Origin of the sequence: Nocardioides guangzhouensis (assembly GCF_004519545.1) — a bacterium.
Classification (GTDB): domain Bacteria; phylum Actinomycetota; class Actinomycetes; order Propionibacteriales; family Nocardioidaceae; genus Nocardioides; species Nocardioides guangzhouensis.
Map to the genome: position 1 here is coordinate 1 of NZ_SDKM01000026.1, position 13047 is coordinate 13047.

A 13047-nucleotide genomic window follows, 5' to 3' on the forward strand; every position below is an offset into this window, starting at 1 on the left:
CCGTTGGCCGGCTCGTCGAGGATCAGCACCTGCGGGTCGCCGAGCAACGCGTGCGCGATGCCGAGGCGCTGGCGCATGCCGAGCGAGTAGTTGCGCACCCGGCGCTTGGACTCGCGGTCGTCCAGCGAGACGAGCCGGAGCATCTCGTCGACACGGGAGTCCGGGAGGCCCATGGTCCGGGCACCGATGGTCAGCACCTCGCGTCCGGTGCGGCCGGCGTGCTGCGCGGAGGCGTCGAGGAGCACGCCGACGTGGCGGCCCGGGTTGGGGATGTCCTTGTAGTGGTGGCCACCGATGGTGACGGTGCCGTGGGTGGCGGGCGTGAGCCCGACCATGACGCGCATCGTGGTGGTCTTCCCCGCGCCGTTCGGGCCGAGGAAGCCGGTCACGCGGCCGGGTTCGGCCACGAAGCTGATGTCGTCGACGGCTGTGAAGGAGCCGTACTTCCTGGTCAGTCTGTCGACCTTGATCATGGGCCCAGCCTTTCGTGCGGGCCCGGGCGCCCGCATCCGGATTTGGTAGGAACCACCACGACCAAAGTAGGGGACGCTCGCGACCGGGGTCGCTCCCCCACCGGGCCCCTGGGCACCTAGCCTTGCGACGTGCAGCAGCAACCGCCCTGGCAGACGCGCCTGACCGTCTGGTCCCACCTGTGGCGGTTCGCGCTCGCGGCGGTGATCTCCGGATTCGTCTGGGCCTCGGTCGTCGTGCAGCAGTGGCAGCACCACCGCTGGATGTTCTGGCTCGACGTCGGGATCGGCCTGCTGTGCTTCGTCCTCGCCTGGTTCCGCCGTCGCTGGCCGCTTCCGGTGGCGCTGGTGACCATCCTGCTCAGCGTCTACTCCGGCCTGGCGACCGGCCCGTCCGCGCTGGCCTCGGTCTCGCTCGCGACACGGCGGGTGATCTGGCAGATCGTGCTCGCCGGCGTGGTCGGCCTGGTCTGCGCCCAGGCGTTCGTCGTGGTGCAGCCGCACGACAGCACCGATCCCTACTGGCTGAGCCTCACCGTCAACGCGATCGTCAGCGTCGCGATCCTCGCCTGGGGCATGTTCGTCGGGTCCCGGCGCGAGCTGCTCTGGACGCTGCGCGACCGCGCCGAGCGGGCCGAGGCCGAGCAGGGGCTCCGGGCCGGCAAGGCGCGCAGCGACGAGCGGGCCCGGATCGCCCGCGAGATGCACGACGTGCTCGCCCACAAGATCTCCCAGGTCTCGATGCACGCCGGCGCGCTGGCGTTCCGCGAGGACCTGACCGCGGACGAGATGCGGGCCAGTGCCCGGGTCATCCAGGCCCAGGCCAACGAGGCGCTGCTCGAGCTGCGGGGCGTCCTCGGCGTGCTGCGGGACCCGGCCACGGGCGAGCCCGCCGACGCCCCGCAGCCGACGTACGACGACCTGGCCTGCCTGCTCTCGTCCGCCCGCGAGCACGGGATGCACGTGGAGTACTCCGCCAGCGTCCCGGACGGGGCCGCCGTGCCGTCGGCGGCGGGCCGCACGGTCTACCGGATCGTGCAGGAGGGGCTGACCAACGCGGCCAAGCACGCCCCCGGCAGCACGGTGTTCGTGCGGGTGAGCGGCAGTCCGGAGGACGGGATCGACGTGCTGGTCCGCAACCCGCACGGGTTCGGGAGGAGCAGCACCCCCGGCGCCGGCCTCGGACTCGTCGGGCTGTCGGAGCGGGCCGAGCTGCGCGGGGGTCGGCTCGAGCACCGCACCGACGGCTCGATGTTCGTCCTGCACGGGTGGATACCGTGGGCGGCGTGACCGTCGAGCCAGTGATCCGGGTGCTGATCGTCGACGACGACCCCCTGGTGCGCTCCGCCCTGCAGCTGATGCTCGGGGGGCAGCCGGACCTGGAGGTGATCGGCGAGGCGCCGGACGGGCGGGCCGGCGTGCAGGCCGCCCGCGAGCAGCAGCCGGACGTGGTGCTGATGGACATCCGGATGCCGCAGCTCAACGGCCTGGAGGCGACCCGGCTGCTGCACTCCGAGCCGGACCCGCCGCGGGTGATCGTGCTGACCACGTTCGACGCCGACGAGCACGTCCTCGGCGCGCTGGCCGCGGGGGCGGACGGCTTCGTGCTCAAGGACACCCCGCCGCAGGAGATCGTCACCGCGATCCGCCGGGTCGCGGCCGGCGACCCGATGTTGTCGCCGTCGGTCACCGCCACCCTGATCCGGCAGGTGCGCACCGGCGGCGAGGACCGAACCTCGGACGCCCGGCGGCGGCTCGACGCGCTCACCGACCGCGAGCGGGAGGTCGCGGTCGCGGTCGGCCGCGGCCTGTCGAACGCCGAGATCGCCGGCGAGCTCTACCTCTCCGTGCCCACCGTCAAGGCGCACGTCTCACGCCTGTTCGACAAGCTCCAGGTCACGAACCGGGTGCAGATCGCGATCTGCGTGCACGACGCCGGCCTGGTCTGAAGACCTTGCGGCTTGGTCCTCAATCGCAGCAGAGAGACATGCTGTTCGTGGCCAATCGGTGCACGCGGCGAGGCGCGTGTCAGACGTCGTACGTCGCCCCGGCGGCCGCCACCTCGAGCGGGCCGTCCCACACCGCCCGGGCCTCGTCGAAGGCCACCTGCCGGTCGTGCCAGGCGGGGATGTGGGTGAGCACGAGGCGGCCGACGCCGGCGCGCTTGGCCATGTTGCCGACGTCGGTGCCGGTGAGGTGGATGCCCTCGGGGTTCTCCTCGCCGTCGCAGAACGCCGCCTCCGCGAGGAACAGGTCGGCACCCTCGGCCGCGTGCTCGACCGGCTCGCAGACCCCGCTGTCGCCGGTGTAGACGAGCAGCCGCCCGCCGGCGTGGACGCGCAGCGCGTACGCCGGCACCGGGTGCTCCACGGCCACCGGCTCGATCCGGAACGGTCCGAGCTCGACGGCGCCGCCGTCGGGGTAGGCGTGGAAGTCGAACTCCTCGGTCATCCCGGGGTCCTCGGGCAGGTCGTAGGCGCGCGCCATCCGGGCGGCGGTGCCCTCCGGGCCGTAGACCGGGATCCTCGGCTGGTGGCCGGCGGGGTGGTACTTCCGCATGACGTAGTAGCCGCACAGGTCGAGGCAGTGGTCGGCGTGCAGGTGGCTGAGGAACACCGCGTCGACCGCCAGCGGGTCGGCGTACCGGTGCAGCGCCCCGAGTGCGCCGTTGCCGAGGTCGAGCAGGATCCGCCAGGTGCGGCCCTCGCCCGACTCGTCGACACCGGTGGCCTCCACGAGGTAGCAGCTGGCCGGGGAGTCCGGCCCCGGGTAGGAGCCGGAGCAACCCACGACGGTGAGCCTCATGCCAGCCCTCCGGCGAACTGGTCGGCCACGTGCAGCTCCGGGCCGAGGAAGCGCTGGCCGATCCGGGCGAACTCGTCGGCGTGCCCGGTGGTGAGGAACCGGTGCTCGGGCTCGCCGGACTCCCGCAGCAGGTCGTGGCGGAGCAGCAGCTTGTAGACGTCCTTGGCGCACTCCTCGGCGCTGCTCACCAGGGTCACCTCGTCGCCCATGACGTAGGAGATGACGCCGGTCAGCAGCGGGTAGTGGGTGCAGCCGAGGATCAGGGTGTCGACCTGCGCCTCGACCAGCGGGTCGAGGTAGTGGTGGGCGGCGGCGAGCAGCTCGTCGCCGCCGGTGATGCCGCGCTCGACGAAGTCGACGAAGCTCGGGCAGGCCCGGGTGATCAGCTCCACGTCGGGCGGGGCGGCGGCGAACGCGTCGTCGTAGGCCAGCGACTCGGCGGTGGCCCGCGTGCAGATCACGCCGATCCGGCCGTTGCGGGTGGCGGCCACCGCACGGCGGGTGGCCGGGAGGATCACCTCGACGACGGGTACGTCGTAGCGCTCGCGGGCGTCGCGGAGCATCGCCGCACTGGCGCTGTTGCAGGCGATGACGAGGGCCTTGACGTCGCGCTCGACGAGGTGGTCGAGGCACTCGAGGGCGTACTCGCGGACCTCGCCGATCGGCTTCGACCCGTACGGCTGCCGCGCCGTGTCGCCGACGTACAGGATCGACTCGTGGGGCAGCTGGTCGATGACGGAACGGGCCACGGTGAGTCCACCGAAGCCCGAGTCGAAGATGCCTATGGGTCGTTCCGCCATGTCTCGACACAGGCTAGACGCTGGGCGCCCCGGATGCCCTCCCATCGCGACCCAGGTCACGGTGTCGCGAGCGTCACGTCCGCCCGGTGGCCCGTACGCCGGGGACCTTCGGCACTGTGCGACCGGCCGCGCCCGCGGGGACCGTGGAGGCATGGGCTACGAGGTGGAGACGGTGGACCTGCAGCCACAGCCGGCGGCCGTGGTGCGGGGTGACGCGGAGCTCGACGGCATCGCCGACTTCCTGGGGGCTGCGTACGGCGAGGTGGCGCAGGTGCTCGCCAGCGAGGGGCTGGCCCCGGCCGGGCCGCCGTTCGCGCGCTACTCGCTGCACGACCGCAGCTTCGGCATCGAGGCCGGCTTCCCGGTCGCCCGGACCGTCACGCCCGAGGGGCGTGTCGTGGCCGGCCAGATCCCCGGCGGACACGCCGCCCGCACCGTGCACCACGGCTCGTACGACGACCTGCCGGCGGCGTACGAGGCGGTCGAGGAGTGGCTGGCCCACAACGGGTACGTGCCGACCGGCGACCCGTGGGAGACCTACCTCGACGAGCCGGACGTTCCGGAGCCGCGCACGCTCGTGCACGTCCCGTGCCGCAGCCTGCGCCACGCGTGACCACGTCAGGCGCTCAGGTCTGCGCCCGGCCCTCCGCCGTACGACGCCGCGCCAGGTCGACCAGCTCGGCAGCGGATGCGGCGATCCCGTCGGCCAGCACGTCGATGTCCGGTGCGGTCGCGTAGTCGCCCGTGACCCCGAAGGTGAGGGTGCCGCGGTAGGAGAACATGGCGATCCCGATCCGCACCCGGTCCGCGATCGGAACGTAGGGCAGCATCCCGGTCACCTCGCGGCCGAGCCCGTAGAGGGTCTCCTGCGGTCCGGGCACGTTCGTCGTCACCGTCGCGACCTGGCGCTGCGGCAGCCGGAAGCCGGTGCGGATCGCCCACGACACCGGGCCGAACGGCCCGATCCGCGCGGCCGTCGTGATGGTCTCCCCCGCCTCCGGCTCGTGGCCGTAGCGCAGCTCGAGGATCCGGCGGCGCACCTGCCGCAGGCGCTGCTCCGGGTCCGGCTCGTCGACCGGCAGGAACGGCAGCATCAGCGAGACCTGGTTGTCGGTCACCGACTCGGTCCCCGGCTCCCGGGTCGACACCGGCACCAGCGTGCGTACGGCGTGCGCGTCGGGTCGTTCGCCACGGGACAGCAGCAACCGCCGGAACCCCCCGGTGACCGCGGCCAGCGCGACGTCGTTGACGGTCACCCCGAAGGCCTTGCGGACCTCCCGGACGTCGTCGAGGGAGAGCTCGGTCCAGGCGTAGCGGCGGCTCCCGTCCGCCGGGCCGGTGAGCGAGGACTCGTGCACCGGTCGGACCGCGCCCGAGAGCACGAGCAGCCCCGTGGCGGCCGCCCCGGCCGACCGGGCGAGGCGTCGCGGCGCGCCCAGCGCCTTGAGCAGCAGCCCGGCGCCGTACACCGGCGACAGCAGGAGGTCGCGGACCGCGGCCCCGGTGAACGCCAGCGTCGAGCCCGGTGGGGCGGGCGCCCAGGTGTCCGGCACCGGCGCCCGCGGCGTCGGCGACGTGTCGAGCACCAGGTGGAAGAGGTCGCTTCCCGAGACGCCGTCGGCCAGGCAGTGGTGCAGCTTCGAGATGATGCCCCACTGCCCGTCCGGGAGGCCCTCGACGAACCAGTACTCCCACAGCGGGCGGGACCGGTCCATCCGGCGCGACATGACCCGGCTCATCAGCCGGCCGACCTCCTCCGGGCCACCGGGCGCCGGGAGCGCGGTGTTGCGGACGTGCCAGCGGACGTCGAAGTCGGGGTCGTCGACCCAGGCCGGCGCGGCCAGGTCGAACGGCACGTTGCGCACCTTCTGGCGATAGCGCGGGATCAGCGGCAGCCGGCCCTCGATAGACCGGACGAACTCCTCGAAGTCGGGCGTCGGGCCCTCGAACACGGTGAACGAGCCGATCGCCAGCGACGCAGCGGGGTCCACGTCCTCGGCGTCCAGGAACGCTGCCGCGAGCGGCGTCAACCTGTCCATCAGGCCTCCTCGGGTCCCCACCAGTCTCGCGACGCCCGGCGCACGCACACAGGGACCTCCGTCACTGGTCCGGGACCCGAAGACCCTGCCGTCGGGTCGCGCCCCCGCGACAGGCTCGGCTCATGGCACGACGTCTGATCGATCCCGAGGACACGATCTGGCTGAACATGGACCGGCCCGACAACCTCATGGTGATCGAGAGCCTCATGACGTTCGCGGAGCCGATGGACTGGGACCTGTTCCTCGACGTGCTGGAGCGGCGGGTGCTCGACCGCTACCCCGTGTTCCGGCAGCGCCCCACCTGGTCGCGGCTGCCGATGGGTCCGCCGCACTGGGACGACGACCCGGACTTCGCCCGGGAGCGGCACGTACGTCGTGCCGACCTGCCGGCGCCCGGGGACGACGCCGCGCTCCAGGACTACGTCAACACGTTCGTCAGCACCCCGCTCCCCCGCGACCGGGCACTGTGGGAGATGCACCTGGTCGACGGGTACGGCGGGGGCTCCGCGGTCTACTCCCGGCTGCACCACGCGCTCGCCGACGGCATCGCGCTCACCCGGGTGCTGCTGTCGCTCAGCGACCCGACCCCGGACGGCGACCGCGCGGCCGCGGAGCCACCGGACGACGGCGAGCACCACGGGCTGCTGGCCACCGGGCTGCACCTGGCGGAGGCCGGTGGCGCGGCCCTGCTCGACGTACCGCGACTGCTCACGCCCGGCCACGTCACCGACGCGTTCTCCCTCGCCCGCCAGACCACCCAGATCACCTCCAAGCTGGTGCTGTCCCGGCTGCCGCACACCCCGGTGTCCGGGGTTCCCGGGGTCCGGAAGCGGCTTCTCTGGGCGCCCCCGATCCCGCTCGCGGACGTCGTCGGCACGGCCCGGGGCACCGGGACCACCGTCAACGACGTGCTCGTCGCCGCCCTCGCCGGCGCCCTGGCGACGTACCAGGAGCGGCACGGCGCCGTCCCGCGCGACGTACCGACGATGGTGCCGGTCAACCTCCGTGACCTCGACCGACCGCTGCCGCCGGAGCTCGGCAACCGGTTCGCGCTGGTGCTGGTCACGCTGCCGTCCGGGCTCGGCACGCCGTTCGCGCGGCTCGCGGAGACCCGCCGCCGGATGGACGAGATCAAGGACTCCCCGGAGGCGCTGCTGACGTTCGGGCTGATGCGCGGGATCGGCCGTACCGGGCCGTCGCTGGAGCGCTTCTTCGTGGACTTCTTCGCCAACAAGGCCACGGGCGTGACCACCAACGTCCCCGGCCCGCGCGAGCCCCGGTTCGTGGCCGGCAACCGGGTCACCTCGATGCTCGGCTGGGCGCCGCAGTCGGGGGACCAGACCCTCGGCACCTGCATCGTCACCTACGACGGCCGGGTGCAGGTCGGGTTCAAGGTCGACGCGACGGTGGTGACCCACCCCGAGGAGCTGCTCGCCGACTTCACCGACGAGGTCGACGCCCTGCGCAGCCTCGGCCTCGCCCGGGGGCAGGAGGCCCGATGACCCGCGACGACCCGACGCGACCCGGCCTGGTCGAGGCCACCATGGAGGCGTTCCTCGACCGGACCCGGACGGTCGCGGAGCTGATGGCCTCGGCCGGCCGCGGCGCCCTCGGCGTCCTGCCCGAACCGGTCCCGGGCGCGGTCACCGGGATGCTCTCGGCGATGCGGCAGCTGTCCGAGCAGATGCCGCCGGTGACCGCGGAGCTCGACGTGCTGGTCGAGGAGGTGCACGCCAAGCGGCTCAGCATCCAGGCCCTCCAGGCCGAGCTGCGGGCCCTCGACTCCCAACTCGCGGTGCTGGAGCGGACGCTGGCGCCCGTGCAGGACTGGACCCGCCGCTGGGAGCGGCTGCGGAAGTCGCTGACGAGCACGCTGGCGCCGCCGCCCGACGCGTGAGGGCACCGGGGCGCGGTCACGCCCAGAGCTGGCCCTCGAGCCGGTCCTCGGCCTCGTCGATGGTGCCCTCGTAGGCACCGGTGGAGAGGTACTTCCAGCCGGCGTCGGCGACGACGAACGCGATGTCGGCCCGCTCTCCTGCCCGGACCGCCTTCGCGGCCCGGGCCAGCGCGGCGTGCAGGATCGCGCCGGTGGAGATGCCGGCGAAGATGCCCTCGACCTCGAGCAGCTCGCGGACCCGGCGTACGGCGTCGCGCGGCCCGACCGAGAACCGGGCGTCGATCAGCTCGGCGTCGTAGAGCTCGGGGACGAAGCCCTCGTCGAGGTTGCGCAGCCCGTAGACCAGCTCGCCGTACCGCGGCTCGGCGGCGACGATCCGCACGTCGGGCTTGTGGGCGCGGAAGAACCGCGAGACGCCCATGAGCGTGCCGGTGGTGCCGAGGCCGCCGACGAAGTGGGTGATCTCGGGGAGGTCGGCGAGCAGCTCGGGGCCGGTGGTCTCCTCGTGCGCGAGCGCGTTCGCCTGGTTGCCGTACTGGTAGAGCATCACCCAGTCGGGGTGCTCCTCGGCGACGCCCTTCGCGACCCGGACCGCCTCGTTGGAGCCGCCCGCCGCGGGCGAGGACACGATCTCCGCGCCCCACATGCGCAGCAGCAGCCGCCGCTCTTCGGAGGTGTTCTCGGGCATCACGCAGACCAGGCGGTAGCCCTTGAGCTTGGCCGCCATGGCCAGCGAGATGCCGGTGTTGCCCGAGGTCGGCTCGAGGATCGTGCAGCCGGGGCGCAGCAGCCCGTCCTTCTCGGCCTGCTCGATCATCCGCAGCGCCGGCCGGTCCTTGATCGACCCGGTCGGGTTGCGGTCCTCGAGCTTCGCCCACAGTCGTACGTCGGGGCTCGGTGACAGCCCCGGGAGCCCGATCAGCGGGGTGCCGCCGACGGACTGGAGCAGGTTGTCGAAGCGGGCCATCAGCGGCCCGTCGGCATCCGATCGCGGGCCCCGCCCGCCACCGCCGGGAGCACGACGACCTGGTCGCCGTCGGCCAGCGGCGCCTCGAGCCCGCCGATGAACCGGACGTCCTCGTCGTTGATGTAGACGTTCACGAAGCGCCGCAGGTCCTCGCCCTCGATGAGGCGGTCCTTGAGGCCCGGGTGGTTCGACTCCAGGTCGTCGATCAGCCCCGCGAGCGTATCGCCGGCGGCGTCGACCGCCTTCTGCCCGTCGGTGTAGGTGCGCAGGATGGTGGGGATCCGGACCTCGATGGCCATCAGTCGGTGCTCCTCGTGTCGGCTTGCGTGACGACGGTGACGTCTTCCTCTGTCACCTCGCCGTCGATGATTCTGTAGGACCTGAACTCCACCGGGCCCTCGTTATTCCCGTGCTCGCGTGTGCTCACGAGCACGTAGTGGGCGTTCGGCTCCATCGCGAGGCCGATGTCGGTGCGGCTCGGGTAGGCCTCGGTCGCGGTGTGCGAGTGGTAGATCACCACCGGCTCCTCGTCCCGCGCGTCCATCTCCTTGTAGAGCTGCAGCAGCTCGGTGGAGTCGAACTCGTAGAACGTCGGGCTGCCCGCGGCGTTCACCATCGCGACGAACCGCTCCGGACGGTCGCTTCCCTCGGGTCCCGCGACCACCCCGCACGCCTCGTCCGGGTGGTCGCGCTTGGCGTGCGCGACGATCGCGTCGTACGTCGCCTGGTCGATGGTCAGCACCCTTCGAGGCTATGCCCCGCGCGCGTCGGACACGCACCGTGGTTGCCGGGTCCGCATCCTGAGATTCGCGCCGACCCTCGTTATGCGGCGGGGGCGTACTCGATCGCCCGGCCAGGCTGCAGTGGACAGACTCCCCATTTCCGGGACGCTGGCCCACGCGCACACGTACGCTCGTGCGGTGTCACAGGGGATCATCGGCCGTCTCAACCTGGCCTTGTGCTGGGTCCTCGCCGCCGCCACCGCACTGCTCGCCGTCCACTTCGCCCTGACGCTGGGTTACCTGGGGCAGGACGCCCACGCCTATTGGGCAACACGGGACGGCGACCTGTACGGCGTTGGCCCGCGACGAGAGGACGCCTTCCTCTACAGTCCCGCGTTCGCCCTCGCCATCTGGCCGATGGTCCAGCTGCCGTGGCCCGCCTTCTTCGTTGCGTGGGTGGCAATCGAGTCAGCCGCGCTCGTGTGGCTGGTTCGCCCGATCCCACTGCGCTGGGCCGTCCCGGTGGTGCTGTTCTGCGTGTGCGAACTGCTCCCCGGGAACGTGTTCCTTCTCCTGGCCGTCATGATCGCCCTCGGCGTCCGCCACCCGGCGGCATGGGCGTTCGGCATCTTGACGAAGGTCACTCCCGGTATCGGGGTCCTGTGGTTCGCGGCACGTGGTCAGTGGCGCGACGTCGGCACGGCGGTGGTGGCGACGCTCGCCGTGGTCCTGGTGTCCGCCGCGGTAAAGCCCGGATGGTGGGAACAGTGGTGGTCGTTCCTGGTGACACACTCCGGGGAGTCTGACCCGACCTTCCTTCCACGATGCGTCGCCGCGTTTGCCATCGTGGTGTGGGGAGCACGCACGGACCGGCCGTGGGTGCTCGCCGTGGCAGTGGTCATGGCACTCCCCGTGCACGGGACGTTTGCCTGCTTGACGCCTCTGGCGGCGATCCCCAGGCTGCTGGAGGGGATGAAGGCGACCGACGGCTCGACGCTGGAGCCGGACCACGGCACGAGGGTGTAGCAGGTCCGCCGTCGGCCCCTGTCCGGAGCCAGCATTCAATCGGTGAGGGCGTCGACGAGGGTCTCCTGGAGGTAGCCGATCCACTCGTAGATGTCGTGCGCCTGGGCCCGCGGGTCCTCGTCGGGCAGTGCGTGCCAGAACGCCTCGTCGCCCTCCTCGACGCCGAGCCGGGTGGCCAGGGCCAGCCGGAGGTCGGTGAACGAGCGCAGCCAGGTCTCGGCGGTGTCCGGGTCGAGCTCCACGTCGATGTGCAGCCCCTCCTCGGTCAGCTCCGGCGGGAGGCCGGCGTCCTCGAGGCCGTCGATGATCGCGATCGCCGCCTGCGACTTGCCGTCGCGCAGCGTGCCCTCGGTGAACCGCCGGAACTCTGCGGCGGCCTCCTCGTCGTCGGCGTACGCCGTGGGGAAGAGCCGGGCGAGCACCGGGTCCTCGGGCTCGTTGGTCGGGCCGGAGAAGTCCATCATCGCCTCGAACGGGTCCTGGTCGCGCGGGACCGCCGCCTCGTTGCGCAGCAGCTCGACGAGCTGGGACGCGAGGGAGCGCAGCAGCTCGGCCTCGAACCCGGTGAAGTTGGCGATGACCTGGCCGCTCCGCCGGTGCCGGGTGAATCCGCTCATTCGGGGTCCCCGGCGAGGCGCGAGCGCAGCGAGTGGCTCGTTGGGGTGTTCACTTCTGTTTCTCCATGGTGGCCCAGAGGCCGTACTCGTGCATCGCCTGGACGTCCCGCTCCATCTCCTCGCGGCTCCCCGACGAGACCACGGACCGGCCGTCGTGGTGCACCTCGAGCATCAGCTTCTCGGCCTTCTTCTTCTCGTAGCCGAAGTACTTGGAGAACACGTAGGTGACGTACGACATGAGGTTCACCGGGTCGTTCCACACGATCGTCACCCACGGTCGGGCGGTGAGCGTGATCTCGTCCGGCGTTTGGGTCGGCTCGACCTCGACGGGACTCGCTGCTGACACGCATCCCATCGTGGCACAGTACGAACCGTGACTCGCGCACCTGCTGCCTCGACGGCGCTGCTGACCGACCACTACGAGCTGACCATGCTCCAGGCCGCGCTGGCCGCCGGGACCGCCCACCGGCGCTCGGTCTTCGAGCTGTTCCCCCGACGGCTCCCGGAGGGACGACGGTACGGCGTGGTGGCCGGCGTCGGCCGCGCCCTCGACGCCATCGAGCGGTTCCGGTTCGACGACGACGTGCTCGCCGTCCTGCGCGACGGCGAGGTGGTGGACCAGCCGACCCTGGACTGGCTCGCGGACTACCGCTTCTCCGGCGACGTCTGGGGCTATCCCGAGGGCGAGGTCTACTTCCCCTACTCACCGCTGGTGATCGTCGAGGCGTCGTTCGCCGAGGCGGTGGTGCTGGAGACGCTGCTGCTGTCGATCTACAACCACGACTCCGCGATCGCCAGCGCCGCGTCGCGGATGACGATGGCCGCGCACGACCGGCCGTGCATCGAGATGGGCGCCCGCCGTACCCACGAGGAGGCGGCGGTGGCCAGCGCCCGGGCGGCGTACGTGGCGGGGTTCACGGCGACCTCCAACCTCGCGGCCCGGCAGCGGTACGGCGTGCCCACCGCCGGCACCTCCGCGCACAGCTTCACCCTGCTGCACGACAGCGAGGAGGACGCGTTCCGTGCGCAGATCTCCTCGCTCGGCACCGGCACCACGCTGCTCGTCGACACCTACGACGTGACCGAGGCGGTGCGGCTCGGCGTCGAGCTGGCCGGACCCGACCTCGGCGCGGTGCGGCTCGACTCCGGCGATCTCGGCGACCTCGCCCACCAGGTGCGGCGGCAGCTCGACGAGCTCGGCGCGACCAAGACCCGGATCGTGGTGACCAGCGACCTCGACGAGTTCGCCATCGCCGCGCTCGGCGCCGCTCCCGTCGACGGCTACGGCGTCGGCACCGAGCTGGTGACCGGCAGCGGCCACCCGACCTGCGGGTTCGTCTACAAGCTGGTCGCGCGCGAGGACGACGACGGCTCGATGGTCTCGGTGGCGAAGAAGAGCAAGGACAAGATCTCGATCGGCGGCCGGAAGTACGCCCTGCGCCGGCTCAACCACCGCGGCGTCGCCGAGGCCGAGGTGGTCGGGATCGGCGAGCCGCCCGTCAACGACGGCAACGACCGCCCCCTCCTGGTGCCGCTGGTGCGCGGCGGCGAGGTGGTCGGCCGCGAGTCGCTCGAGGCCGCCCGCGCCCGCCACCGCTCCTCCCGCGAGGAGCTCCCCCTCACCGCCCGGATGCTCAGCAAGGGTGAGACCGTGCTCGAGACGATCCATATCGGGGAGCCGGAGCACCACTGAGGGCCCCTGCC

16 protein-coding genes are annotated in these 13047 nt (G+C 72.2%); 7 read left to right on the forward strand and 9 right to left on the reverse strand.

The features are described 5' to 3' along the window. The coding region (locus EKO23_RS16650) for an ABC transporter ATP-binding protein (RefSeq protein WP_134719252.1) at positions 1-473 on the reverse strand (473 nt) is incomplete at its 3' end. Positions 474-602: 129 nt separating this feature from the next. On the opposite strand from EKO23_RS16650, the gene EKO23_RS16655 reads away from it, so the two are divergent. Beyond that, the gene (locus tag EKO23_RS16655) at positions 603-1760 is read left to right on the forward strand and encodes a sensor histidine kinase (RefSeq protein WP_134719253.1); all 1158 of its coding nucleotides are present in this window, start codon (positions 603-605) and stop codon (positions 1758-1760) included. Further along, positions 1748-2419, forward strand: coding sequence for a response regulator (locus tag EKO23_RS16660; protein WP_425464407.1), 672 nt, complete (start codon positions 1748-1750; stop codon positions 2417-2419). The genes EKO23_RS16655 and EKO23_RS16660 overlap by 13 nt, the downstream gene beginning before the upstream one ends. A 79-nt stretch (positions 2420-2498) precedes the next feature. Here the strand turns inward: EKO23_RS16660 and EKO23_RS16665 are convergent, their stop codons facing one another. Together EKO23_RS16665 and murI are read right to left on the reverse strand one after the other, a co-directional pair. Next, positions 2499-3275, reverse strand: a complete 777-nt coding sequence (locus EKO23_RS16665; RefSeq protein WP_134719255.1) for an MBL fold metallo-hydrolase — start codon at positions 3273-3275, stop codon at positions 2499-2501. Next, on the reverse strand, positions 3272-4075 hold the full coding sequence (murI, locus tag EKO23_RS16670; RefSeq protein WP_134719256.1) for a glutamate racemase: 804 nt from the start codon (positions 4073-4075) through the stop codon (positions 3272-3274). The genes EKO23_RS16665 and murI overlap by 4 nt, the downstream gene beginning before the upstream one ends. 151 nt (positions 4076-4226) lie before the next feature. Between murI and EKO23_RS16675 the strand changes: the two genes are divergently transcribed. Further along, positions 4227-4688: a GyrI-like domain-containing protein gene (locus EKO23_RS16675; protein WP_167880519.1), complete on the forward strand. Its 462-nt coding sequence runs from the start codon at positions 4227-4229 to the stop codon at positions 4686-4688. Between the two features lie 13 nt (positions 4689-4701). On the opposite strand, the gene EKO23_RS16680 is transcribed toward EKO23_RS16675, so the two are convergent. Then, entirely contained in the window at positions 4702-6114 is a 1413-nt protein-coding gene (locus tag EKO23_RS16680) for a WS/DGAT/MGAT family O-acyltransferase (protein ID WP_134719258.1), read from the reverse strand. A gap of 122 nt (positions 6115-6236) precedes the next feature. On the opposite strand from EKO23_RS16680, the gene EKO23_RS16685 reads away from it, so the two are divergent. Both EKO23_RS16685 and EKO23_RS16690 read left to right on the forward strand, forming a co-directional pair. Further along, positions 6237-7616 carry a wax ester/triacylglycerol synthase family O-acyltransferase gene (locus EKO23_RS16685; protein WP_217702665.1) on the forward strand — a complete coding sequence of 460 codons (1380 nt, stop codon included), beginning with the start codon at positions 6237-6239 and terminating at the stop codon, positions 7614-7616. Beyond that, positions 7613-8011: a hypothetical protein gene (locus EKO23_RS16690; protein ID WP_134719259.1), complete on the forward strand. Its 399-nt coding sequence runs from the start codon at positions 7613-7615 to the stop codon at positions 8009-8011. The genes EKO23_RS16685 and EKO23_RS16690 overlap by 4 nt, the downstream gene beginning before the upstream one ends. A gap of 16 nt (positions 8012-8027) precedes the next feature. Here the strand turns inward: EKO23_RS16690 and EKO23_RS16695 are convergent, their stop codons facing one another. Genes EKO23_RS16695 through EKO23_RS16705 form a run of 3 tightly spaced genes read right to left on the reverse strand, consistent with a single transcriptional unit; the run spans position 8028 to position 9720 of the window. Next, positions 8028-8978, reverse strand: a complete 951-nt coding sequence (locus EKO23_RS16695; RefSeq protein ID WP_134719260.1) for a PLP-dependent cysteine synthase family protein — start codon at positions 8976-8978, stop codon at positions 8028-8030. Beyond that, the gene (locus tag EKO23_RS16700; protein ID WP_134719261.1) at positions 8978-9277 is read right to left on the reverse strand and encodes a MoaD/ThiS family protein; all 300 of its coding nucleotides are present in this window, start codon (positions 9275-9277) and stop codon (positions 8978-8980) included. Before EKO23_RS16700 ends, EKO23_RS16695 begins: the two co-directional genes overlap by 1 nt. Next, positions 9277-9720 (reverse strand): M67 family metallopeptidase, encoded by a 444-nt coding sequence (locus tag EKO23_RS16705; protein ID WP_134719262.1) that lies wholly within the window; start codon positions 9718-9720, stop codon positions 9277-9279. The genes EKO23_RS16700 and EKO23_RS16705 overlap by 1 nt, the downstream gene beginning before the upstream one ends. 178 nt (positions 9721-9898) lie before the next feature. Between EKO23_RS16705 and EKO23_RS16710 the strand changes: the two genes are divergently transcribed. Further along, positions 9899-10726: a glycosyltransferase family 87 protein gene (locus EKO23_RS16710; protein ID WP_167880520.1), complete on the forward strand. Its 828-nt coding sequence runs from the start codon at positions 9899-9901 to the stop codon at positions 10724-10726. 35 nt (positions 10727-10761) lie between these two features. Here the strand turns inward: EKO23_RS16710 and EKO23_RS16715 are convergent, their stop codons facing one another. Both EKO23_RS16715 and clpS read right to left on the reverse strand, forming a co-directional pair. After that, entirely contained in the window at positions 10762-11343 is a 582-nt protein-coding gene (locus EKO23_RS16715) for a DUF2017 domain-containing protein (RefSeq protein WP_134719264.1), read from the reverse strand. Between the two features lie 49 nt (positions 11344-11392). Continuing rightward, the gene (clpS, locus tag EKO23_RS16720) at positions 11393-11698 is read right to left on the reverse strand and encodes an ATP-dependent Clp protease adapter ClpS (protein ID WP_134719265.1); all 306 of its coding nucleotides are present in this window, start codon (positions 11696-11698) and stop codon (positions 11393-11395) included. A 75-nt stretch (positions 11699-11773) separates the two neighbouring features. Here clpS and EKO23_RS16725 point away from each other — a divergent pair, with 75 nt between their 5' ends. After that, positions 11774-13036, forward strand: coding sequence for a nicotinate phosphoribosyltransferase (locus EKO23_RS16725; protein ID WP_246051145.1), 1263 nt, complete (start codon positions 11774-11776; stop codon positions 13034-13036). The last annotated feature ends 11 nt before the right edge of the window (positions 13037-13047 follow it).

Coding starts and splice junctions, on each gene's coding strand:
- EKO23_RS16665 (WP_134719255.1), bottom strand. CDS start 3,275: ATGAGGCTCACCGTCGTGGGTTGCTCCGGCTCCTACCCGGGGCCGGAC.
- murI (WP_134719256.1), bottom strand. CDS start 4,075: ATGGCGGAACGACCCATAGGCATCTTCGACTCGGGCTTCGGTGGACTC.
- EKO23_RS16675 (WP_167880519.1), top strand. CDS start 4,227: ATGGGCTACGAGGTGGAGACGGTGGACCTGCAGCCACAGCCGGCGGCC.
- EKO23_RS16680 (WP_134719258.1), bottom strand. CDS start 6,114: ATGGACAGGTTGACGCCGCTCGCGGCAGCGTTCCTGGACGCCGAGGAC.
- EKO23_RS16685 (WP_217702665.1), top strand. CDS start 6,237: ATGGCACGACGTCTGATCGATCCCGAGGACACGATCTGGCTGAACATG.
- EKO23_RS16690 (WP_134719259.1), top strand. CDS start 7,613: ATGACCCGCGACGACCCGACGCGACCCGGCCTGGTCGAGGCCACCATG.
- EKO23_RS16695 (WP_134719260.1), bottom strand. CDS start 8,978: ATGGCCCGCTTCGACAACCTGCTCCAGTCCGTCGGCGGCACCCCGCTG.
- EKO23_RS16700 (WP_134719261.1), bottom strand. CDS start 9,277: ATGGCCATCGAGGTCCGGATCCCCACCATCCTGCGCACCTACACCGAC.
- EKO23_RS16715 (WP_134719264.1), bottom strand. CDS start 11,343: ATGAGCGGATTCACCCGGCACCGGCGGAGCGGCCAGGTCATCGCCAAC.
- clpS (WP_134719265.1), bottom strand. CDS start 11,698: ATGGGATGCGTGTCAGCAGCGAGTCCCGTCGAGGTCGAGCCGACCCAA.
- EKO23_RS16725 (WP_246051145.1), top strand. CDS start 11,774: ATGCTCCAGGCCGCGCTGGCCGCCGGGACCGCCCACCGGCGCTCGGTC.